The organism is Trebonia sp. (assembly GCF_030042015.1).
GTDB lineage: Bacteria > Actinomycetota > Actinomycetes > Streptosporangiales > Streptosporangiaceae > Trebonia.
Genome location: NZ_JASIAL010000172.1, coordinates 1 through 22,349 on the forward strand (window position 1 = coordinate 1; position 22,349 = coordinate 22,349).

Genomic DNA, 22,349 nt, shown 5'->3' on the forward strand with positions numbered 1-22,349 from the left:
CGATCAGGCGCGCCGCCTTCACCGTGACCAGCTCGGGGTCGCCGGGGCCGAGCCCGACGCCGTACAGCACCCCGGCTTTCGTGTTCACTCGGCCTCGCTCGCGATCGCGTTGACGGCGGCGACGGCCATCGCGCTGCCGCCGCGGCGCCCGTGCACCACGAGGTAATCAAGGCCGGATGCCGCCAGCGCCCGCTTCGACTCCGCGGCTCCGACGAAGCCGACCGGGATGCCGATCACCGCCGCCGGCCGCGGCCCGGGCAGGCCCGTGCTTGGCGGCCCGGTGATCTCCAGCAGGCGGAACAGCGCGGTCGGGGCGTTGCCGATGACCACGACGGCTCCGGCCAGGCGTTCGGCCCAGAGGTCGACCGCGGCGGCCGACCGCGTCGTCCCCAGCTCCGTGGCGAGCGCGACCGCGGCCGGGTCGCGCAGCGTGCAGACCACCTCGTTGCCGGCGGGCAGCCGCGACCGGGTGATCCCGGCGGCGACCATGTGCGCGTCGCACAGGATCGGCGCGCCGTCCCGCAGCGCGGCCCGCGCCCGCCGGACCAGGCCGGCGCTGTAGGCGATGTCGCGCGGGAGGTCGGTCATGCCGCAGGAGTGGATCATGCGGACGACGACCTGCGCCACGTCGGCCGGGAAACCGGACAGGTCCGCCTCGGCCCTGATCGTGGCGAAGGAGCGGCGGTAGATCTCGGCACCGTCGCGGACGTAGTCAAATTCCGGCAACCTGGTATCCCTCGCTGGTGGCGGTCACGTCGACCTGGGTGGCGGCGGGCCGGCCGCAGTGCCGGGCGCAACCGCTGACGTGCACGATCCGCTCCGGCCAGCGCGCGGCGAACCCTGCCGCGTCGGCCTGCACGTCGGCCAGCGCGCTCGCGCAGCCTGGCCGCCCGGCGCACGCCGTCACCCGCAGCCACGGCGACGCCTCGTCCGTGCCGAACCCGAGGCCGGCCGCGTCCGAGAGCACCCCTGACGCGTCGCGCGGGTGCGGCAGCACCACGCTGCGCCACGGGGTGACCCGCGCCGCCCGGCCCGTGAGCCGGTCCGCGACCCAGGTCAGCTGGGCTGAGGTCAGCCTGCCGAGCGGAGCGAGCAGTACGACAGACTTCGCACCGCCCCCCGCCGCCGCCTCGCCTGCGACGAGGCCGACGGGCCTGGCGGCCGCGGCCCGGGATTCTTCCCTGGCGGTGGCCAGCCCGAGGCGGGCCGCCACCGCGGCACGGACCCGGCCGGGGCCGCCCGGCAGGTCGGCGATCCGCCAGGCGGTGCCCCCGAGTTCCGCCCGCAGGTCGAGGAACGCCTCGGCGCAGGCGAGCATGGCGGCCACGGCACGATCCCGCAGGCCGTCAGGGACGCCACCGCCGGGAGCCTCCCCCGCAGGGGCGGGGCAAGGGACGCGAAGACCGTTGACGACGGCACCGTCCGGCCGGACCGTCGCGACGACGTCGGCTCCGAGTCCTGCCACGTCGCCGCGCCCGTCGTCGACCGCGAACAGGAACCGCCCGGACAGCCCCGCGAGGGGCGGCCGCGCGCACAGCGCGGCGTCCAGGCACCGGACGACTTCGGTCAGGTCCGCTCCGGCGTCCAGGCCGGCGAGCGGTGAGGCGAGCACGTTCCGCACCCGGTCGTGGGGAAGCGACGGGAGCAGCCCCGCCGCGGTGAGCTCGCTGGTCAGCGGGCTTGCGGCGGCCGCCGCGAGCCCGCGCAGCTGGAGGTTGCCGCGGGAAGTCAGCTCGACCCGCCCGTCGCCGAGCGCGGTCGCGAGCCGGGCGAGCACGCGCAGCTGATCAGCGGAGATCAGCCCTCCGGGCAGCCGGACCCGCGCCAGCAACCCGTCCGCGGCCTCGCCGAGCCGGACCACGCCAGGGCAGCGGTCCGTCGCTGAGCGGCTGGGGAAAGGGCTGGTCACGGGCACGCCCGGATTCTACGCCGGCGTCCGGCGGCCCGTCTGCCGCGCGGTGGCCGGTTGACGAGCCGCGAGGCACCCGGCTACCGTCCACACTGCGTGACGGCGCCAGGAAGCTGGTGGGAAGCCGGGAGGCTCCAGGTATCGTGATCGTTCTGCTGTCCACCTCGGACACCGACCTGCTGTCGGCCCGCGCGAGCGGCGCGGGCTACCGGCTCGGCAACCCGGCCCGCCTCGCGGCCGACGATCTGCCCGCGCTGCTCGACGGGGCGACCGTGGCCGTCGTCCGCATCCTCGGCGGGCGCAGGGCCTGGGCGGACGGCGTGGACGCGGTCCTGGCCTCCGGGGTGCCCGCGGTGGTGCTCGGCGGCGAGCAGGCGCCGGACGCCGAGCTCATGGAGCTGTCGACGGTGGCGACCGGCATCGTCGCGGAGGCGCACGCCTACCTGGCCCACGGCGGCCCGGAGAATCTGCGGCAGCTCGCGCGGTTCCTGTCGGACGCGATCGCGCTGACCGGCGAGGGCTTCGACCCGCCGGCGCCGATGCCCTCGTGGGGAGTGCTCGACCGGGGCGCCCGAGGCGCCCGGGGCGCCCGGCCCGCCAGGGAAACCGCACGCGGCGGTCGGCCGTGCCCGGTCATCGCGATCCTGTACTACCGCGCCCACCATGTCGCGGGAAACACCGGCTTCGTGCACGCGCTCGCCGACGCCGTGGAGGCGGCAGGCGGGCAGGCCGTTGCGGTGTTCTGCTCGTCGCTGCGCACCGCCGAGCCGGCGCTGATCGACGCCCTGCGGGCCGCGGACGCGATCGTCGTGACCGTGCTCGCGGCCGGTGGCCTCGTGCCGGCCGAGGCCGGCGCGGGCGGTGCCGACGAGCAGTGGGACACCGGGGCGCTGGCCAGCCTCGACGTGCCGATCCTGCAAGGCCTGTGCCTGACCACCTCCCGCGCCCAGTGGGCCGGCAGCGACGAGGGACTGACGCCCCTGGATGCCGCCACGCAGATCGCGATCCCCGAATTCGACGGCCGCCTCATCACGGTCCCGTTCTCCTTCAAGGAAGTCGGCCCGGACGGCCTCACCAGCTACGTCCCCGATCCCGAGCGCACCGCCCGGGTGGCCGGCATCGCCGTCAAGCACGCGGCCCTGCGGCACGTCCCGGCGGCGGAGCGGCGGGTCGCGCTGATGCTCTCGGCCTACCCGACCAAGCACGCCCGCATCGGCAACGCGGTCGGCCTTGACACCCCGGCCTCGGTCGTCGCCCTGCTGGCCGCGATGCGGGACGCGGGCTACACGGTGTCTTCCGGCGCGGGCGGCGGCGAACTCCCTGGGGTGGCCGACCGGAACGGCGACGCGCTCATCCACGCGATCATCGCCGCCGGTGGCCAGGATGAGGACTGGCTCACCGCCGGGCAGCTTCAGGGCAACCCGGTCCGGATCCGCGCGGCGGACTACCGAGCGTGGTTCGCCACCCTCGACCCGCGCCTGCGCGAGGCCGTCACCGGGCACTGGGGCGAGCCGCCGGGCGAGCTGTTCACCGACCGCAGCCGGGACCCGGACGGTGAGATCGTGCTTGCCGCGCTGCGCGCGGGCAACGTCGCGGTGCTGGTGCAGCCGCCGCGCGGGTTCGGCGCGAACCCGGTCTCGATCTACCACGACCCCGACCTGCCGCCGAGCCACCACTACCTGGCCGCCTATCGCTGGCTGCGCGAGGAGTTCGGCGCGCACGCGGTCGTGCACGTCGGCAAGCACGGCAACCTGGAGTGGCTGCCAGGCAAGACCGCCGGGATGTCGGCCGCCTGCGGCGCGGACGCGGCGATCGGCGACATCCCGCTGATCTACCCGTTCCTGGTCAACGACCCCGGCGAGGGCACGCAGGCCAAGCGCCGCGCGCACGCCACCCTGATCGGGCACCTGGTGCCGCCGATGGCGCGCGCGGAAAGCTACGGCGACATCGCCCGTCTTGAGCAGCTGATGGACGAGCACGCGCAGATCGCCGCGATGGACCCGGCGAAGCTGCCCGCGATCCGCGCCCAGATCTGGACGCTGATCCAGGCCGCCAGGCTCGACCATGACCTGGGACTGGACGAGCGGCCGCACGACGCGGAATTCGCCGACTTCCTGCTGCACGTCGACGGCTGGCTGTGCGAGATCAAGGACGCCCAGATCCGCGACGGGCTGCACGTCCTTGGGTCCGCGCCGGAAGGAGCGGACCGCGTGAACCTGGTGCTCGCCATCCTGCGCGCCAGGCAGATGTGGGGCGGCCGGGCGCAAGCCCTGCCCGGCCTGCGCGAGGCGCTCGGCTACGCCGAGCGCTCGGGCGACCGCGAGGCGGCCGACGCGGCCGAAGCCCGGGCCCGGGCGCTCGTCGAGGCGATGGAGGCCGCGGGCTGGGATCCTGCCGCGATTGGCGGCATCGCCGGGGACGCGCCCGCGGCGGTCGCGGACGTGCTCGCGTTCGCCGCCACCGAGGTCGTGCCCAGGCTCGCCCGGACGCGCGAAGAGATCACCAGCACGCTGCACGCGCTCGACGGCGGGTTCGTCCCGGCCGGCCCGAGCGGCTCACCGCTGCGCGGCCTGGTGAACGTGCTCCCGACCGGCCGGAACTTCTACTCCGTCGACCCCCGCGCCGTCCCGTCCCGGCTGGCCTGCGAGACCGGCCAGGCGATGGCCGACTCCCTGCTCCAGCGGTACCTGGCCGACACCGGGACGTACCCGGAGTCGGTGGGCCTGTCGGTGTGGGGCACCGCCGCGATGCGGACCTCCGGCGACGACGTCGCCGAGGTGCTCGCGCTGCTCGGCGTCCGGCCGGCCTGGGACGAGGCGTCCCGCCGCGTCAACGGGCTCGACCCGGTGCCGCTCGCCGAGCTCGGCAGGCCGCGAATCGACGTCACCGTCCGGATCAGCGGCTTCTTCCGCGACGCCTTCCCGCACGTGGTCACGATGCTCGACGACGCCGTCCGGCTCGTCGCCGGGCTTGACGAGCCCGACGAGGCGAACTACGTCCGCGCCCACGCGCGCGCGGACCTCGCCGTCCACGGCGACGAGCGCCGGGCGACCACCCGGATCTTCGGCTCAAGGCCCGGCGCGTACGGCGCCGGGCTGCTGCCGCTGATCGACGCGCGGAACTGGCGCGACGACGCCGACCTGGCCGAGGTCTACGCGGCCTGGGGCGGCTTCGCCTACGGCCGCGACCTGCACGGCCGCGAGGCCCGCGCGGACATGGAGACGTCCTACCGGCGGATCGCGGTCGCCGCGCACAACACCGACACCCTCGAGCACGACATCGCCGACTCCGACGACTACTTCCAGTACCACGGCGGCATGATCGCGACCGTCCGGGCGCTGACCGGCCACTCCCCCCGCGCCTACATCGGCGACTCCACCCGCCCCGATACCGTCCGCACCCGGTCGCTGTCGGAGGAGACCGCCCGCGTGTTCCGCGCCCGGGTCGTCAACCCGCGCTGGGTCGAGGCGATGAAACGGCACGGCTACAAGGGCGCGTTCGAGCTCGCCGCCACCGTGGACTACCTGTTCGGCTACGACGCCACGGCAGGCGTGGTCGAGGACTGGATGTACGACAAGCTCACCCAGGCCTACGTGCTTGACGAGTCGATGCGGGAGTTCTTCGCCGCGTCCAACCCGTGGGCGCTGCACGGCATCGCCGAACGGCTGCTTGAGGCCGCCGACCGCAAGCTATGGGACACCCCGGACCCGCAGACCCTCGCCGCGCTCCGCCAGGTCTACCTGGAGACCGAGGGCGACCTCGAAGACAGGTAGCGAGCCGCCAGGGCGCGGCGGGCGGCACGGCGGCACGGCGGCACGGCACCAGCGCTGTGAGAACTTGACGGCATGCGGTCCGTTTTATACGGTGCCCATGTCCCCGGGAACGGCCCGGGGGGACAGCCAGCCCAGCGAAGTCCGGTGCGAATCCGGCACTGTCCCGCAACGGTGAAGCCCCTGTCAGGGGACGAGTCCGGTCGCCTGGCCTGGCCTGTCACGCGAACAGGAGTCCTCGGAGGAAGGGCGGTTCGCTGCGAGGCCCGGTCGCCGGACTTTCGCAGAGACTCTCTTCGTCCTCCGCCTCATCAGGAGGATGATTCATGACACACTCGGCTGCCGGCTCCCCGTTGCGCGCCAACGGCTCCGCGGTGTCGTCCGGCGACTGAGCCCGGCTCGCCGCGATGTTCACCCGGCACCATGAGCGGACCGGCCTGGCCCGGCCCGCTTTCCGGCCCGCGGGGCCGGCGAGCCGGCGGCGGGAACGCGTGCCGCTAGCGGTCGTCCTCGCCGCCTGCGCGGTGCTGCTCGTGGTGACGATGACGCTCGGTGTGGGCATCGGGTCGGTCCCGCTCAGCCCGGTGGCGGTCTGGGACGTGGTGGCTGGCGGCCTGGCCGGCCATCAGGAGAACACGGTCGCCGGGATCATCGTCTGGCAGATCCGGCTGCCCCGGGTGCTGTTGGCGGCCGTCGTCGGCGCGGCGCTCACCACCGCGGGCTCGGTCGTGCAGGTGCTGGTCCGCAACGCGCTGGCGGATCCCTTCCTGCTGGGCGTGTCGTCGGGTGCCAGCGTCGGCGCTACCGCCGTGCTGCTGCTTGGCGCGTTCGCCTCGCTCGGCGTGTGGGCGATCTCGGTCGGCAGCGTGCTTGGCGCGCTGGCCGCGATGGCGGCGGTGTTCCTGGTCTCCAGGTCCGGCTCTGGGCTGTCTCCCACGCAGCTCATCCTGTGCGGGGTCGTGCTCTCCGCGCTGTTCGAATCGGTGACCAGCTTCCTGATCTTCCGCGGGAACCCGCAGGCGACACAGTCGGTGCTGTTCTGGCTGCTCGGCTCGTTCGGGCTGGCCAGCTGGGACCAGCTGCCGATCCCGCTGGTAACGCTCGCGGCGGCGATGGTCTACCTGCTAGCGCACGGCCGGACACTGAACGCGCTGGCCATGGGCGCCGAGCCGGCCGCGTCGCTGGGTGTGGACGTGCGGCGGCTGCGCCGGAACTTGTTCCTCGTGACCTCGCTGATCGCCGGGGTCGCGGTCGCGGTGAGCGGGGTGATCGGATTTGTCGGCCTGGTCGTGCCGCACATCGTCCGCCTCGTCGTCGGATCCGACCATCGCCGGGTCCTGCCGGCCGGCGTGCTGTTCGGCGCCTCCTTCATGGTCCTCGGCGACCTGCTGGCCCGCACGATCGTCGCCCCGCAGGAGATGCCGATCGGGGTCATCACGGCGTTCATCGGCGCGCCCACGCTCATCGTGCTCATCCGCCGCCGCCCCTACCTGTACGGCGCGACCCAATGAGCCTGCAGCTGGAAGGCCTGGCGGTCGACATATCCGGGCGCAGGATCGTCACCGGAGTCGACCTGGCCGTCCGCGACCACGAATTCGCCGGCCTGGTGGGGCCGAACGGGAGCGGTAAGTCCACGATCCTCAAGGCGATTTACCGGGTGCACCGGCCGTCCGCCGGGCGGGTGCTGCTTGACGGAACAGACCTGCTGTCGCTGCGCCCGAAGGAGGCGGCGCGGCGCATCGCGGTGGTCGCGCAGGAGTCGACCAGCGAGTTCGATTTCACCGTCAGGGAGATCGTGATGATCGGCCGCACGCCGCACAAGCGGTCCTTCGACGGCGACACCGCCGCCGACCGCGGCATCGTCGACCAGGCGATCGAGCGCGTCGGCTGCGAGCGGCTGGCCTACCGCCGCTTCAACGACCTGTCCGGCGGCGAGAAGCAGCTCGTCCTCATCGCCCGTGCGCTGGCCCAGGAGGCCGACCACCTGATCCTGGACGAGCCCACCAACCAGCTCGACATCCACCATCAAGTGGAGATCCTCGAACTCGTCGCCGGACTCGGCGTCACCGTGCTGGCGGCCCTGCATGACCTGAGCCTCGCCGCGTTGTTCTGCCGCAGCATCCATGTGCTGCACGCCGGCCGGGTGGTGACGAGCGGCCCGCCCGGCGCCGTGCTCACGCCCGAGACGATCCGCGCGGCCTACGGCGCCGATGTCCTGGTCATCGAGCATCCCGACACAGGGACGCCGCACCTGATCCCGCGCCGCGTTCAGCCCGCCACCCGAAAGGATCCCAGTGCATCACAACCACGGTTCCCGGCACACCGCCCGGCAGCGGGCCAGCCGCAACCTGACCGCGTTCACGGCGCTGCTCGCCCTCCTCGGCCTGGCGGCCTGCAGTAGCGGTACCCCGACCGCCACCGCCACCGCGTCAGCCAAGTCAGGCAGCGATTATCCGGTCACGGTCACGAGCTGCGGTGTGCCGGTGACTTACGACCGCGCGCCGCAGCGGGCCGTGGCCAACGACATCAACACCACAGAGGACATGCTCGCGCTCGGGCTGGAGTCGCACATGGCCGGGACTTTCGGCGCGGTCGGCGACGGCCCGGTCGGCCAGCCGATACCGCCCCAGTACCAGGCCGGGTTCAACAAGGTCCGCGACGTGGATCCCGACAACTACTTCACGCTGGAAGAGCTGGTCGCGCTGCGGCCCGACTTCCTGTTCGCGGGCTGGAACTACGGCCTGCAGGTCGGTACCAACCTCACGCCAAGCTACCTCGCCAGGTTCGGGATCAAGACCCTGGTGCTCACCGAGTCCTGCGCCTGGGTCCAGCCGGGCACGGCCTCCGTCAGCATCAGCGACACCTATCAGGACCTGCGCAACCTCGGCGAGATTTTCGGCGTCGAGAGCCGCGCGCAGCAGCTGATCGCCAGCATGCAGGCTCAGGTGGCTGCCGTCCGGGCCAAGGTAGCCGACCTTAAGCCGATCAAGGTCTTCGACTATGACAGCGGCGAGGCCGCCCCGTTCACCGGGCCGGGGCTGGCCATGCCGACCGCCTTGATCAGCCTGGCCGGCGGGACGAACGTGTTCGCCTCACTCAAGCAGAGCTGGACGTCGGTGTCCTGGGAGCAGGTGGTCGCGGCGCAGCCTCAGTGCATCATCATCAACAACTACGGCACCCCGACAGTCGCCCAGAAAGAGAAGTTCCTGGAGACCTTCGCTGCCAGCAAGAACCTGCCCGCCGTCAAGAACCGCTGCTTCCTGCCGCTGAGCTACGACGAGGTCACCCCGAGCCCGCGCAACGCCGAAGCGGTAGTCGCGATAGCCAAGTGGCTGCACCCGTCGGCGTTCGGCCTGCCCCCCGACGGCTCATGAGATGCGCCGAGGGGTGCTGCGCCTCAGGCGGCGGGCGCGGGGTGCAGCAGGCCGCGGTCAAGCACGACCGGCACGGACAGCTCGCGGTAGCCGTGCTCGTCGAACAGCACCGTGACCTGGTCGCCGTCGTATCGCTGCACCGTGCCCTCACCCCAGCGCCCGCTCACCACCCGCGAGCCCACGGCGAACGGGACCGCGGCCGGCGCGGGCTGCGGCGGCGCGAGGTCGTTGTCGCAGTTCCCGCAGGGGCCCGGATAGTCCTGCCCGAAGTACGTGAGCAGGAACGAGCGCCGGCAGCCGGCGTGCTCGGCGTAGCGGCGCATCATCGTCAGCCGCGAGCGCTCCACCTCATCCTCGCGTTCGGTTGCCGCCTCTGACGCCCTGAAGACCGCGGCGACGTTCATCGCCCCGGTCCAGCTGACCCCGCCGTCCGCCTGCCATGCCGCCGCGCCGAGATCGGCCAGCCGGACGAGCGCGGCCGTCTGCTGCCGCGCGCCGGGGACCGGGACCGCCCCGGCCCGCGGGCCTGCCCCGATCGGCTCCCCGGCCACGAGCGCGGCCGCGGCCTGCTCCACCACCGCGCCGGAAACGCCGCGCGCGGTCAGGTGGCGTGCCGTCTGGAAGTCCTCGTACCGGTAAAGCAGCCGCGCCTGCGCCGGCCCGCCGTCGCGGCCGGCCCGCCCGAACTCCTGGTAGTACGAGTCGAGCGAAGGGGGCGGGTCGACGTGCACGATCCAGCGCACGTCAGGCTTGTCGATCCCCATGCCGAACGCGACCGTGGCCGCGATGACGCGGGCCGGTCCGTCCAGGAACGCCGTCATCGCCTCGTGCCGGACGCGGGCGGGCAGCCCGGCGTGGAAGACGGTGACCTGCTCGCCTGCCGACGCGAGCGCGTCATGCGCCGCCTGCGCGCTGGCGTGCGTGGCCGCGTAGACGATGCCCGGGCCCCGCAGTTCGGCCACCGCCCGCACGAGTTCGCGCTGCTTGTCGGCGGCGGTGCTACATCTGGCCCGGCAAGCCGAACATCGTCGTCCGGAACCGCGCTCCCTTCTTCAGGAAGACGCGCAGGAGGTCGGTCGCCAGCGCCAGGAGGTCAAGGGCTGCGTCGATGTCAGTCGCCTCGACCCGTGCGACCGTGCCTTGCTCCAGTTCCTCGACGAATTTGGTGGTGACAGCACCGATCACTTTGTGGCCGAGCATCGCCTGCGCGTTGTCGCCCAGCAAGGATCTCAGCTGCGCCCCTGGGTACAGTTGCACCCGGCCTATCTCCCATGGGCAGGTGATGGTCAGCCCCTCGACCGGCAACAGGAATGTGGTCACCGGCACAGTCTGCCCGAAACCAGCGCGAACCCGCAGCGGCAGCGCAGCTCAGGCGGGATTTGCCGGTATTGAACACACATTCGTTATCGCTGCCATGCCGCGACGACCGTGCCCCCGGCCTGGCCACAGCGCTGGGCCACGCGCCACGGATAGTGGCCGCTGCAGCATGCGTGCCCGCGAATACGCATCACTTGAATCCGCAACCCTGCCAGTACCTCCCCGCCAAAGCTGCTGAATAGGACCCTCTGCCGATCCCGTGGTGAACCGGAACCGGGATCCAGCCGTTTCCCAAGTAGGACATTCGACACTGGCCCACCGCCATTAAGTGGGTGAGCGCGTGCGGATCGACCGGGCAGACCTGGCCGACGAGCCGGACGACGCCCATGCGGCCCGCTACGCCTGGCCGGCTCCCGACGGTCCGAACGTCGTTTGCAAAGACCAGGGAGAGACAGTCGCTGGCGACGCTCTCCCCGGCTCGTCCCCGTTCTCCTGGACTCGGCCGTGCGCATAGAACGGGCTGCGGCTTACCACAACGCCGACGACCTCGGATACACGACCATGGGAACGGCTGCGGCAGACGTGCAGACGGGTGCCTGGGGACCTGCCTCAAGGCGTGAGTTCGACCCCGAATCAGCGGGCGGGCCGGTCCGGCAGATCGATGCCGGGAAAGCGAAAATCACCAATGAGGGCGTTCAGGAAGTTGTGGCTCATCTTCCGAGGTTTACTGGAGGTGGCCCCTTGGATACTCCGGAGCAAGGGATGCTGGACGACAGCCGGTCGGGCGTCGGCGGCAGGTGGAGGGTGACCGAAACCGCCCGGCCGTACATCCAGTAGCCTCATCCCTCTGGCTTGTGAATGGCGGCCCACACGACTTTGCCGAAGGGGTGCTCGTCTGGGCGATAGAAGCCCCACCGCTCGGACAGGCCGTTGACCATCTGAAGACCGCGCCCGTGCTCGGCGTCAGAGGTGGCGTCGCGGAGCACGGGCGTGGCGTCGGTTGCGTCCCAGACCAGGAATACCGCACTTGCTCGATCACCGAGCATCCACAGCGAGATGGGGACGTATAGGCCGTGCTTCCGCGTCGTCTCGACCGCGTTCGTGGTCAGCTCGGTCACGATCGTGGCGGCGTCGGCCGCTGTGTCGCTGCTGGCTTTCCACTCGCGCAGGACGGCGGTTACGTGGGCGCGGGCGCTGCCCGGTGCGGTGTCCAAAGGGCTAGTTGCAGATGGGAACGCAGCGGCCAGCGGTCCGGCCATTGAGGGTCACTCGCGGCCGGGTCGAGGGGGATGCGGTCATCGTAGGCGGGGGTGAAGCGCGGAACGCTGGAGCGCTCCGCACCGATCTTCGCCATGCGGCCGGTGATGTCGGGGCTCTGCATTCTTACTCCCGGCGTAGCGGCAGTACCGGTGTATGTTTGCCTATCATACGTACGCCTACTTTGAGAATGCAAGGTAGTCGTTTTCAATCAAATCGAGCGATGGAAGGCCATACCTGTGCCGACCAGGCAGCCGGACAGCCACGGTCCCAGGGCTGGATGCCGCGATAGCATCTAGGCGAATGGATAGATCACAAGTGGCGACTCATCGGCCCAAGCCGCCGACCGTGAGACTGCGGCGCTTGGCGGCCGAGCTACGCCGTCTACGCGCCGACGCAGGCCTTAGCCGCGAGCAGGTCGCAGAGCAGACCGGCGTCAACGAGGGCACCCTCTACAGGATCGAGACCGCCCGGGCACGCCCGCAGCGTCGTACGCTGATCGCCTTGCTTGACCTTTACTCCGTCGGCGAGCCGATGAGGGCTGATCTCATCGAGCTGTCGCGGTCGGCGGACGGCCAGGGCTGGTCGCGGCCCTACCAGTGGCAACTCCCCGGCGAGTACGCCGTGTACATCAGCTTCGAGGCCGAAGCCAGGGCCGAGCACAACTACGAGTCGCTGTTCATCCCTGGCCTGCTGCAGACCCCCGAGTACAGCCGCGCGATGTCGCAGGGCGTGCTCCCCGCTGCCACAGAACCCGAGATCGACGAGCGGGTACAGGCCAGGATCGAACGCCAGAAGCTGCTCGACGGACCTGAGCCGCTTCAACTGTGGGCCGTGGTGGACGAGGCCGCGGTGCGGCGCGTCGTCGGCGGGCGTCAGGTCATGGCCGCGCAGCTTGAGCACGTCCTCGCGATGATGAAACGGCCCAACGTCACCGTGCAGGTGATCCCCTTCGACGCAGGGGCACACCCGGGGATGCCTGGCTCGTTTATCTTCCTGGAGTTCCGTGACGAGGGCGACCCGGAGCTCGTGTACGTCGATGCCCAGGCCGGGGACATGTTCCTTGAGTCAGAGGACGACCTGCGCCGGTACCGGACGATGTTCGATCACTTGCGCGCTAGCGCTCTCAGCCCGGCTCGCAGCGCTGACCTGATTGCCTCGGTCAAGGAAGGAAGGTTGGAATGAACGGGCTCGACACGAGCGGGCTTGAATGGTTCAAGAGCCGCTACTCATCCGGCAACGGTGCGTGCGTGGAGTGCGCGCTTCTGCCCGACGGCGGCATGGCCGTCCGCGACACCCAGGACCGCGACGGGACCGTGCTCACCATCCCCGCCAACGCATGGCAGAAGTTCGCAACCGACCTTAAGAAGTGAGCTGTCCCGGGTTTCTTGGAGGCTGTGACTTCTGGGAAAGTTAGGTCTCATGTCAAGTCGGAAGCAGCATCCTGCGGAGCTGCGGGACGTGCCGTTGCGATGGTGCTCGACCTGCGTACGGAAGCAGGGGAATCACGCCGGTTCCCTAGCACGCGTCCACGAGAAACCCGGCGTTAACCCGAGACGCTCCGCAACTGGGTCGAGCGGGCGGAGATTGACGGCGAGCAGCAGCGATTATTTAGTCTGTGCTGTTGTGGTCCGTGTGAAGAGATCACGCTGCCAAGCGATTGTCAGAGCAAGGCCCTCCCCCAGAGAAACGATCGGCTCCCAGTCGAGAAGAGCCTTGGCCTTAGCTATGTCAGGTTTTCTGATCGCCGGATCGTCCTCCAGCGCAGGCAGGAATCGCAAGGGAGAACTGGAACCCGTTAGGGTAAGGATCATGCGCGCCAGCTTGATGATTGATATTTCATCAGGATTTCCGAGATTGATCGGACCTGGCTCGTTTGATTCCAGCATTCGGATAAACCCCTCGACGAGGTCCGTTACGTAGCAGAAACTGCGTGTCTGGCTACCGTTCCCATACACGGTCAGTGGCTCGCCGCGGAGAGCTTGGGCGATGAATCTCGATACTACCCTGCCGTCGTCTGGCCGGAGGCCCGGACCGTAGGTATTGAAAATCCGCGCTATTCCAGTATTGATTTTCTCGGTTCTGCGGTGCGCCATAAAAAGTGCTTCAGCATAACGTTTAGATTCGTCGTACACACTCCTCGGACCCACTGGATTTACGTTTCCCCAGTACTCTTCGCGCTGAGGCTTCTGCAACGGGTCACCATAGACCTCGCTCGTAGACGCAAGTACAACACGGCAGGAACTTTTCTGCGCCGCCTGGATAACAAATTCGCTGCCATGACTTCCCGTAGCGAGTGTCTCGAGCGGGAATCGGAGGTAATCATTAGGTGACGCCGGGCAGGCCAAGTGGGCAATGGCGTCGAATTCACCCTCCATGGGCAGATTCGCGCACACATCGCCTTCGATGAAAGTGAAATCTGGAGAAGTAGTCAGTTGTTCTATAGAGTTCCTGCTGCTCGTAACGAAGTTGTCCACCGCGACAACCTCATTCCCTCTACTTAGGAGTGCCTTGCAGAGATGGACTCCCAGGAAGCCAGCACCTCCAGTTATCAGGATTCTCAATCTAGGGCCTCCAATATCCGGGCAGAGATGTTCGACTGCTAGTGCGGCAGGGTGCAATCAGCGAGCGGATCGTGTTCATGAGCGCAGGCGAGGTCGCCGTCCGGTCAAAGCCGCCACAGTGATGACGGTGTCACAGGATTTCGCACTCGACTGCCGCACTGCGCTCCCACCCTGCTGTACTGTTAGATGAGTCCATGAACGGCCCCTCTTTCATCTTCGCCTATCTCGCCCTGCATTCACAACACTCTTGCCGCTGGATCCTGAAAACTGGCTTCGGCGCAGTTTTTCGTGGCTGCTAAGCTTTTCTTCTTACGTAGGGTGAGGATTACGGCGAAGCGAGCAGGTCGGGGCCGTCGGCCAGTGGCAGCTCGCCCAACCCTCCCCGCTGAGGTCGGATAGAGTATGGTCGATGCGAACACTCAACGTCCCCTCCAACATCATCCGGTCCTTTGCGCTGTACTTGACGAAGGGCCTCATCGACGTGGCCGAGGCGGAGCTTAGGGAAATCGTTTCAAGTGCAGTCGTTCACGAACGCCAGGATCGGTTTCTCGTGGTAGCGCTGACTGCCTATGATGCTGAACGGGTTGGCATGCAGGCACGACTGCTAGACGATGTCCGCATGGTGGTGGCTGGCCCGTCGCTCATCCGCAGCGAGAACGATCTGCTGGATCTCTGCTCGGTCGCTGCGGCAGAGATTGAAAAAGCCCTCGTCGGCGCTGCTGGTCCCGCGCCGTGGTCAGTCACCTTGTCAGTGCGCAACCCGCCTTGGCGGCGTAAGCCCCCATGGGATCCGGGGCCGATCTTCGCCCGTGCACTCCACGGTGCCGATCCGAACTCGACAAGCCGGTGCCCGGTTGATGTCCGGGTGCAGATCGACGGGGAGCAAGGCCACATATCGGTGAACCTGTGGGACCAGCCCGTGGGTAAGCGTCTGCGGGAGATTGCCTCGTCGTGGCCGGGAGCGCTGCGGCCCACAGTGGCGGCCGCACTCGTCCGGCTAGCCGTGGACCTTGGAGGTAAGGATGCCGCCGCTGTCGGCTTCTATGACCCTTTCTGCGGCAGCGGCACCATTGTGGGGGAGGCAGCCCAGCGTGGCCTGGCCGTATTCGCCTCGGATCGATCCGAGGAAGCCGTCGAACTCACTCGGCAACGGCTGGCCGGAATGGGGCTCGCTCCGGACGACCTAAAGTGGCGGATTTTCACCCGGGACGTTCGGAACGGGCCAGATCAGCGCGTTACCGCACGGCTGGTGGCAGCGAACCTGCCGTGGGGCAAACAGGTTCAGGTTGACGGCGTGCTAGCGCTCTTGGACGCCACCGCGCTGCTGACCGCGTACACGCTGAGGTCCGGCGGTGGCGCTGCACTCCTGACCACCCATGAGGAACAACTGATGCCGCGGCTGCGTCGGCATGGCCTCACGGTCGGGTTCCGTCGCATCGGCCTGCTAGGTCAGACCCCAGCCATAGTGACGTGCAGTTACAAGCCGAGTTGAGTGTCACGACGATGCGCTGAAGAAGGTCTATCGTCTGGTCGGGGCAGGATCCTTTAGCCCATCAGGTAGTCGCGCAGACGTTCGAGTTCGGTGGCCAGACTGGGCTCGTCTCCCGCGCACGCTAGGATGAGGCGAGTAATCTCGTCTGCATGCTGCTCGCGTTCCTTCAACGACAGGCTCCGGACGCTGAGTTCGTCTGGATACTGCAGAATGTTATAGGCGCGCATGCGTACGTCCTCCGCGATCGCGAAGTGGTGCAATTCAGTCAGTTCGCCGACGTTGTCCCGCTGCACCGTGACGTCAAGCCAGACCTCGACCTGCTCGCAGGCAGTGCGCAGGTTCGCGACGAACGTGTCCCACCGCCCACCGACCCGGATGCGCTCGAACACTTCGCCAACTCCATCGCACGACGCCGCAATCGACACGTGCTTGAACTGTTCCAACCGCGGCCACAGATCCGATGGCAACACGGTGAGGTTCGAGTTGTAGTGGATTTTAATGTGTCGCGAAGCACCGGACCCCGCCAGGAGGTCAAGCAGGCGATAGTGGCTGGACTGCATGAACGGCTCTCCACCAGCGATGTACAGGAAGCGGATCTCGTGAGCGTGGTCGCGGATGGCCTGCCAGAACTCCTCGTCGTCGCGGTAAGGGTCGATGTTCGCCGTTGTCCACGTGGGTTTGCGACCAGCGGCGAGACGGGAGCTGACCGGGAACGAGCACATGATGCAGGCGAGGTTGCAGGTATTCCCGAGCCGAAGATCGAGATGGATGGGGAAGCGGTCGAGCCAGCCGTCCTCGTCGGTGGCATTGATCAGCTCAGCCAGGTCGACCTCGTTAGCTAGGACACTGTTCATCGCCGTTCGGTGAGAGCTGACCCCGAGGTCCTCCTGCTGAAAGCAGGAACGACATGCAGTCGGCCGCTCGCCGGCGAGCATCTGAAGTCGGGTCCGCCGCATGGCTGCGCTGTTGAACGCTTCGTGCAGTCCCATGACCCGCCCCGGATTCGCCTGGGCATAACGTGACATCGGCGAGCAGCCGAGTGCGTCCGGATCGAGAATGAACTCGGGCTCGATCTCCTGCTCGTAATACCTGTCATAGTCGTTTGTGGCATCGAAGCAGCAGCGGCCCCACACGCCATCGACCGTGCCGGCAATGTGAGTCCATGGCAGGACGCAAACGGTGTCGCTTTGCGGCCAACGGCCCGTTTCGGTCACTTGCTTTCCTCCCTGCGCAGTTACTTGGCCTTCCGTCCCCTACTTGGCCTTCCCGATCGGATCTAGCAGTACGCCGACGTCGTGGTAGAGGCGAGCGGTATCGGGCATGCCGTGTGCCGCAAAGTGGGCGCCCAGATGGAGCATTTCCGGCGCGGACGCCGAGGTAGCGTAGTGCGCAACTGGATCGATCCCGTTCGCGCACCGGCGAAAGACCTCTCGGGCTTCGACGACCCGACCCACGCGGAGCAACGCCAGTGCATGCCACAGCGACCCCGTGGCCGGTGCCTCGGCCAACTCGTCCACTTGGCCCAGCCTCAGCCTGCACTCATCGGCTAGCAGCGCGACGCGCGGAGACACGGGAATTTGGCCGAGCAGGCGGAGGCAGTCACCCCACAGGCCAAGGGCGTGAAGGAGTTCGGGGGTCTTTTGTATCGGAAGTTCAGGTGTCGTTATGATCTCGTCTTGTTCGACCGACCAGACTTCGTGCACCACAGGTCTGTCAGCAGGCGACCGCCAGGACAGCCGCGCCAGATCCTGCGACAAGATCTCCGTATAGGCGAGTCCGTTGCGGCGGTACTGGAACCACTGGTCGGTGTGGCGGATGTCGTGGGCAACATGCCAGCCCCACGCTGTCGTAACGGGGAGGACGAAAGCGCCTATGGCTTCAAGCCGAGCTACCAACAGCGAATCCTGATAACCCCAGCGTGGGACGATCTCCGGCATGCCATCTGCCGCGGAGACCAACGTGCGGTCGGCACTGAACAAGCAGCCGAATACGTAACGGTGCCGCAACCAGCCTGTTCCCTCGCAGTCTAGGACGTAGCGCCCGTTGCCGAGTTGGCTGAGCCAGCCGGTCGCGTGCATCATGTTCGTCACCAGAGTGGGCATGTGGAAGCGGATCCGATTGTCTGTGGTGAGCGCCTCTTGATGGACAAGGCGAGTGATACCGGCATGGCCACCCGGCACCACAGAGCTGTCGATGTTGCTGCGAAAGCCGGCGCATACAACGTCTGGCCACAGCTCGTGTCGAGCGGCGATTTCATCCAGCGCGCCGCAGCCGAGGATCATGTCGGCGTCGCAGAATACGAGCACGTCCGCCTCTGCGTGATCTAGCGCCGCGTTGATGGCAAATGCCTGGCTGCGATGGTCTTGACGAATGACGCGGAGATCAAGATCGCGGCGCCGAGCGCGCAAGTCGGACTGTGTAGAGTCCGTGGAACCGTCGTCGCAGATCAGCACACGCAACCGGTGGGGTGCGAGGCGATTGAGCGACGACAGCGCGATCGCGTCGAGGCAGGGCCGAAGGCTCCCCGCAGAGTTCCATGTGGCGACGATCACGTCGATGGTCGCCATCCTTGACCGGAGCGTGTTGCAGGAGTGCTCCCAGGGTGCGCCGAGGAGCGGGAAGGTGAAGCAATCGGCAACGTCGGGCGAGTCCGCCACCGCGGTCCTCGTCCACCAGCCTGCCGCGCCTTCGGCAGCCGCGCCGAGTGTCATCTGCGGATTGCCCCGCTGTAGAGTGCGGCGGTCACTGCGGCGCGCTGCGCGGCGACGGAGTACATCCGGCTTCCGGTGCGACGCTCTAGGTCAGGGATCTTAAGGCCGGAAACGGCTGCGGTCGCCCGTGCCATCGCAGCGACGTAGTCGGCAAGACGGATGGAGGGGAAGATGTCAGCTAGAAGACGTAGGTTGCCAGTCGGCCGGGCCACCACCGGCACTCCTTGCGTCACTGATTCGATTGCGACGAGGCCGAACCCTTCGTCCAAAGTACTTGGTATCAGCGTGACCCCGGTGAGCCCATACAGGCACGGCATCTCACCCTGCGGCAGCCACGGTGCCCACATAACGTAGTCCGTGATGTCGGCATTCGCCGCGTACTGCCGGGCCTCATTGAGGACAGCGGCGGCCTCGGTGCCCTCACCTGCGCCCGGGCTGACCACGACGAGTGCCCAGCGATCCTCCACCAGCAGTTGCTGTAGTACGGTTAGGGCTGTCATCAAGCCCTTGCCCGGGTCAGCCCGGTGCGGGAAAAGCAGTCGGCGGTGCCGGTGCACGGCTTTCTCGGTAAGCCGTTCCTGCAGTTCCTGGAGCGGGACGTGGGCCAGTGTGTCACACCGCGACGAGGTCAGCGCGGGCGGCACAATGTGTACAGCGTCCGCTGCCTGGCCCGGCACAGCCGCGAACAGTTCAGCGAGATACGGCGACGGCACCCAGACGGCATCGTGGTCGCCATGAGCAGCTGCCCGGCGCTCGTTGTCATACGCGAGGTTCGACAATAGGAGGACCCGGTGCGCGGCTGTACTGAGCCGACCGACCGCACGGTCGAGCACCAGAACGAGCCGAGCGTCACCAACAAGAGCATTGACGTCCCCGGCTTCCATCACTGTCGCGGATCCCGCATCACGCCACTGGCGAGATGTGCTGGAGTGACCAGCCATCCCGGCTACGAACGAGTCGTCAGGACCGATCGACTCCCGCCATGCCGCGCATTCCACGACGTGGAGTGTCCAGCCGAGCTCGATGAGCCGGTCGCAGATCTCGGCCGCGACCCGCTGCGCCCCACCCCGCACTAGCACGGGATCGACGGCATATCCCGTCAGCATGACTGCCGTAGGAGCAGTTCCCAAGTCGCACCTCCCATAAGCTTGTACAGTGGCTCTGCCAGCAGATCGAGAATGGGTACCGCAGGGCGGCCACGAGAGCGATTGGCTATACTTCCCCCCAATCGCCGCAACCAGCCCGCGATCTCCCCTCGGATATCCGCTGCGGACACATGCTGAGCCCATTTCGTGTAGAAAGCGCCGTCGCTCAGCGCGTACTGCCTGCACTTGGCGGACACTTCCGCTGCCGATATCGGAAAAATGTGCTCAACCACTGCCTCGGCGACATATGACACTATGTGGCCATTGAGATAGGCGGCATAGAAAAAGTCGATGTCCTCCGAGCCACCGCAAAACCGACCGTTGGACAGCCGCTCGTCGAAGCGAATGGCGTTGCCTTTCGAGCCGAGGAGCGAGAGGTCGATCGCGAAGGTTGCCCCGACACCGAACTGCCACACGTTCAGCGGCGACAGCGGCTTGCTCTGCCCGACCATCCAAGTGCCGTCGTCTGAGCCGCGATCGAATCCGAGGTCGGCGTCGAAAAGCTGGTGATGCGCGGTGTTCGCCGCAACGACGCGTGCGGTGGCGATCGCGGCACTGGCCGATCGCTGTCGGGCTACGAGCGTTCGCAATGCCGACTCGGACACGCGGACATCGTCATCCACGAAGACCACGGTACGGCTCGTCGCTGTGCTGATAGCGGCATTGCGGGCTCGGGCCGCGCCTCCGCCGAACCGATCAATGATCTGGACGTTCGGCCGCTGTGCGAGGTTGGCCCAGTCTGTGTCTGTCTCGGCAGGCACGCACCTATTACGCACCACAATGACCGGTATGCCGTCGAGTCGTCCGACGATGTTTTCACTAATGCGCGTGGCGCTCGCCGCGTCGCCCCTAGTGGGGACGGCGACCATCCAGTCCTCACCGTCGTGCAACGCAGGGCCGCTCAACACGGCTCAGCGATCGAGACGCATCCGTTGTCGGCGTCACCATCGACGCGTAGCCGGGAGAGAAAGTCCAGATCGAGCGAGTCCGACTGGGCGTTGACGTCGCCACGGGTTCGAGCCCTGTGCGGGTGCAAAAGGCCGACGCTGCCCGTGCAACTGCCGCAACTGCGCAGCGCGTCGGCACGGAGCAACCACGAGCGGACCGTCTCGGCAGTGGTGATATCGCTGATCGTCAGGCCGTCCTCGACCACCGCACGGGCATCCGATGCAAGCATAGACTGCGGGCACCGGTAGAGGCGGCCCGACTCTACCGAGATGCACCGCCACCGATTCGCGATCTGACAAGTCTCGTAGATGTCCTGAGTCAGCTCTGGATGGTCGCAAGCGGGTCTAGACGCGGCACGAAAATGATCGAAGTACTTGAACAGAACCGTCGTCCCCGATCGTTGGGCCATCCGCGCGATCGACGGTCGGGCGCGGCTGAGGTGTGCCGCAGTGTTCGGGTACACCGACACATGCACCTCCTCGACCTCGTCCCAAAATTCGTCGGGCTGGTCGGCAAGCCACAGACCGTTGGTGAGCAATCGGCGCCGGTCGCCCAGACCTGTTCGCCGCACCGCACGCAGGAGGTCAGGCAGCCTGGGGTGGAGCAGGGGCTCCCCGCCGAGGATGCGCACATGATCCACGTGCATCCACGGCAACAGAGCAACGAGATCCCGTTCGACCGTGTCGGGATCCGCGAACCAGGGCCGCATAAGTGGCGATCCGTGCGAGCAAGAGCGACAACTGATGTTGCAGTGGTGTACCGCGTTGACCTCAACCGCCTCAGTGTGTACTCGTCCGTTGATCACCGGGACGGCCTTGGGTACAGGCGCGTTTGCAGTCATGCCCGTGCCACTCGGCCAGGTGGACTGCCCTCCTGCGGCTTCCGCCAGTAGACGCTCGCATCCTCGGCGCTATTGGTATAGCCACCCATGAAGTAGTGCAATGTCGGCTCCCCGGTGGCGGCGACCGTCATTCCGCTGTTGAACACAGCCCGCGGCAGGTCTTTATCTTCGACCGAAATGTTGTACCAGTCCCAGGCATCGTAGGTCGTACCGAACGGATTGGCTTGCAAGAACCCAGGCGGGAACAACCACTCGCCGAGATCAATCCAGGTAAACCGCATACCCATCTGGTCACGCATAACGTTTGAGTCTGGTGACATGACGCCGACCACGAGGCAGTATGCATAAATGGCGCGACGTGTCAGCTCGTCGCGCCCCCATGGGAACTCCTCTCGCAGGAAAGGGCTGCCGTCAGCCTCGTAGATCTTACGCTGGCTGTGCGCGAGGTCGGCGCCGTTATCGACGACTGCCCGCCACAACGAACGCAAGTGACCGGCATCCCACCTGTTGTCGTCGTCCAAGAAAGCCATCCAGGTGTCACCAGCTGCCGTAACGGCCCGATTGCGCAGCTCGGCGAGCCTGGCTGGACCGTCCGTTTCGGATGGCCCGCGGAACTGGAAAAGGATGTCTCCATCGGGTACACTTTCGCTGCGCGCGGCATCATGACAGTCCTCGTTGTCGTCCACGAGAATCAAATGGCGAGTAGGGCCTTGATAGGTCTGGGCACGCACAGAATGGATACAGCGGGATAGATTCTCGGACCGGCGGGTAACCGTAAGCACCGTGATCAACGGTTCAGGAACATCTGTCATCCGCTCCGGTCCTTCGTTCACGGCTGCAACAGCAGACCCGGTAGACGCAGCCTCGCACTGAGCTTACCGTAAGTCTCACTTGGATGTGCAGAGAGTAGTATCGTTTCCTAACTTAGTGTGCTCATTATAGCTCTGCCCTTAGAAATATCGTCAAGATGTCTCGGCACACGCGATCGACGATCGATCCGCCCAAGATGCCGCCTTGTTGA

The 22,349-nt window shown here is 67.5% G+C and carries 20 protein-coding genes and 1 riboswitch; of the genes, 7 read left to right on the top strand and 13 right to left on the bottom strand.

Going from position 1 to position 22,349, the window contains the following annotated elements:
• The 3 genes from Q1N79_RS08835 to Q1N79_RS08845 form a co-directional block, all read right to left on the bottom strand.
• A partial coding sequence (locus Q1N79_RS08835; protein WP_367185047.1) for an SAM-dependent methyltransferase occupies positions 1-88 on the bottom strand: 88 nt, incomplete at its 3' end.
• Entirely contained in the window at positions 85-726 is a 642-nt protein-coding gene (locus Q1N79_RS08840) for a precorrin-8X methylmutase (RefSeq protein ID WP_300606624.1), read from the bottom strand. The genes Q1N79_RS08835 and Q1N79_RS08840, both read right to left, overlap by 4 nt.
• A complete protein-coding gene (locus Q1N79_RS08845) occupies positions 713-1,915 on the bottom strand; it encodes a precorrin-3B synthase (protein WP_300606627.1) in 1,203 nt (400 codons plus the stop codon). The genes Q1N79_RS08840 and Q1N79_RS08845 overlap by 14 nt, the downstream gene beginning before the upstream one ends.
• Positions 1,916-2,052: 137 nt before the next feature.
• On the opposite strand from Q1N79_RS08845, the gene cobN reads away from it, so the two are divergent.
• The 4 genes from cobN (at position 2,053) to Q1N79_RS08865 (ending at position 9,053) form a co-directional block, all read left to right on the top strand.
• On the top strand, positions 2,053-5,682 hold the full coding sequence (gene cobN, locus Q1N79_RS08850; RefSeq protein WP_300606630.1) for a cobaltochelatase subunit CobN: 3,630 nt from the start codon (positions 2,053-2,055) through the stop codon (positions 5,680-5,682).
• 139 nt (positions 5,683-5,821) lie between these two features.
• Positions 5,822-5,882: riboswitch (cobalamin riboswitch) on the top strand.
• 204 nt (positions 5,883-6,086) lie between these two features.
• Positions 6,087-7,190: an iron ABC transporter permease gene (locus Q1N79_RS08855; RefSeq protein WP_300606632.1), complete on the top strand. Its 1,104-nt coding sequence runs from the start codon at positions 6,087-6,089 to the stop codon at positions 7,188-7,190.
• The gene (locus tag Q1N79_RS08860; RefSeq protein WP_300606635.1) at positions 7,187-8,080 is read left to right on the top strand and encodes an ABC transporter ATP-binding protein; all 894 of its coding nucleotides are present in this window, start codon (positions 7,187-7,189) and stop codon (positions 8,078-8,080) included. The genes Q1N79_RS08855 and Q1N79_RS08860 overlap by 4 nt, the downstream gene beginning before the upstream one ends.
• Positions 7,974-9,053, top strand: a complete 1,080-nt coding sequence (locus Q1N79_RS08865; protein WP_300606638.1) for an ABC transporter substrate-binding protein — start codon at positions 7,974-7,976, stop codon at positions 9,051-9,053. Before Q1N79_RS08860 ends, Q1N79_RS08865 begins: the two co-directional genes overlap by 107 nt.
• 23 nt (positions 9,054-9,076) lie before the next feature.
• On the opposite strand, the gene Q1N79_RS08870 is transcribed toward Q1N79_RS08865, so the two are convergent.
• The 3 genes from Q1N79_RS08870 to Q1N79_RS08880 form a co-directional block, all read right to left on the bottom strand.
• The gene (locus Q1N79_RS08870) at positions 9,077-10,024 is read right to left on the bottom strand and encodes a helicase-related protein (RefSeq protein WP_300606641.1); all 948 of its coding nucleotides are present in this window, start codon (positions 10,022-10,024) and stop codon (positions 9,077-9,079) included.
• A 28-nt stretch (positions 10,025-10,052) separates the two neighbouring features.
• The gene (locus Q1N79_RS08875) at positions 10,053-10,373 is read right to left on the bottom strand and encodes a hypothetical protein (RefSeq protein ID WP_300606643.1); all 321 of its coding nucleotides are present in this window, start codon (positions 10,371-10,373) and stop codon (positions 10,053-10,055) included.
• Between the two features lie 836 nt (positions 10,374-11,209).
• On the bottom strand, positions 11,210-11,584 hold the full coding sequence (locus Q1N79_RS08880; RefSeq protein WP_300606646.1) for an ATP-binding protein: 375 nt from the start codon (positions 11,582-11,584) through the stop codon (positions 11,210-11,212).
• 406 nt (positions 11,585-11,990) lie between these two features.
• Here Q1N79_RS08880 and Q1N79_RS08885 point away from each other — a divergent pair, with 406 nt between their 5' ends.
• Positions 11,991-12,812 (top strand): helix-turn-helix transcriptional regulator, encoded by an 822-nt coding sequence (locus Q1N79_RS08885; RefSeq protein WP_300606650.1) that lies wholly within the window; start codon positions 11,991-11,993, stop codon positions 12,810-12,812.
• Positions 12,809-13,000, top strand: coding sequence for a DUF397 domain-containing protein (locus tag Q1N79_RS08890; protein WP_300606652.1), 192 nt, complete (start codon positions 12,809-12,811; stop codon positions 12,998-13,000). Before Q1N79_RS08885 ends, Q1N79_RS08890 begins: the two co-directional genes overlap by 4 nt.
• A 234-nt stretch (positions 13,001-13,234) precedes the next feature.
• Here Q1N79_RS08890 and Q1N79_RS08895 read toward each other — a convergent pair whose 3' ends face one another.
• Entirely contained in the window at positions 13,235-14,248 is a 1,014-nt protein-coding gene (locus Q1N79_RS08895) for a UDP-glucuronic acid decarboxylase family protein (RefSeq protein ID WP_367185045.1), read from the bottom strand.
• A gap of 352 nt (positions 14,249-14,600) precedes the next feature.
• Here Q1N79_RS08895 and Q1N79_RS08900 point away from each other — a divergent pair, with 352 nt between their 5' ends.
• Positions 14,601-15,683 carry a hypothetical protein gene (locus tag Q1N79_RS08900; protein ID WP_300606654.1) on the top strand — a complete coding sequence of 361 codons (1,083 nt, stop codon included), beginning with the start codon at positions 14,601-14,603 and terminating at the stop codon, positions 15,681-15,683.
• Positions 15,684-15,736: 53 nt separating this feature from the next.
• On the opposite strand, the gene Q1N79_RS08905 is transcribed toward Q1N79_RS08900, so the two are convergent.
• The 6 genes from Q1N79_RS08905 to Q1N79_RS08930 all read right to left on the bottom strand — a co-directional run bounded on the left by Q1N79_RS08905 (position 15,737) and on the right by Q1N79_RS08930 (position 22,161).
• The gene (locus Q1N79_RS08905; RefSeq protein ID WP_300606656.1) at positions 15,737-16,897 is read right to left on the bottom strand and encodes a twitch domain-containing radical SAM protein; all 1,161 of its coding nucleotides are present in this window, start codon (positions 16,895-16,897) and stop codon (positions 15,737-15,739) included.
• A 39-nt stretch (positions 16,898-16,936) separates the two neighbouring features.
• A complete protein-coding gene (locus Q1N79_RS08910) occupies positions 16,937-18,250 on the bottom strand; it encodes a glycosyltransferase family A protein (protein ID WP_300606658.1) in 1,314 nt (437 codons plus the stop codon).
• Positions 18,251-18,390: 140 nt separating this feature from the next.
• Positions 18,391-19,500, bottom strand: a complete 1,110-nt coding sequence (locus Q1N79_RS08915; RefSeq protein ID WP_300606660.1) for a glycosyltransferase — start codon at positions 19,498-19,500, stop codon at positions 18,391-18,393.
• Positions 19,494-20,408, bottom strand: coding sequence for a glycosyltransferase (locus tag Q1N79_RS08920; RefSeq protein ID WP_300606662.1), 915 nt, complete (start codon positions 20,406-20,408; stop codon positions 19,494-19,496). The genes Q1N79_RS08915 and Q1N79_RS08920 overlap by 7 nt, the downstream gene beginning before the upstream one ends.
• Before the next feature lie 32 nt (positions 20,409-20,440).
• The gene (locus tag Q1N79_RS08925; RefSeq protein WP_300606665.1) at positions 20,441-21,328 is read right to left on the bottom strand and encodes a radical SAM protein; all 888 of its coding nucleotides are present in this window, start codon (positions 21,326-21,328) and stop codon (positions 20,441-20,443) included.
• On the bottom strand, positions 21,325-22,161 hold the full coding sequence (locus Q1N79_RS08930) for a glycosyltransferase (RefSeq protein ID WP_300606668.1): 837 nt from the start codon (positions 22,159-22,161) through the stop codon (positions 21,325-21,327). Before Q1N79_RS08930 ends, Q1N79_RS08925 begins: the two co-directional genes overlap by 4 nt.
• Between the last annotated feature and the right edge of the window lie 188 nt (positions 22,162-22,349).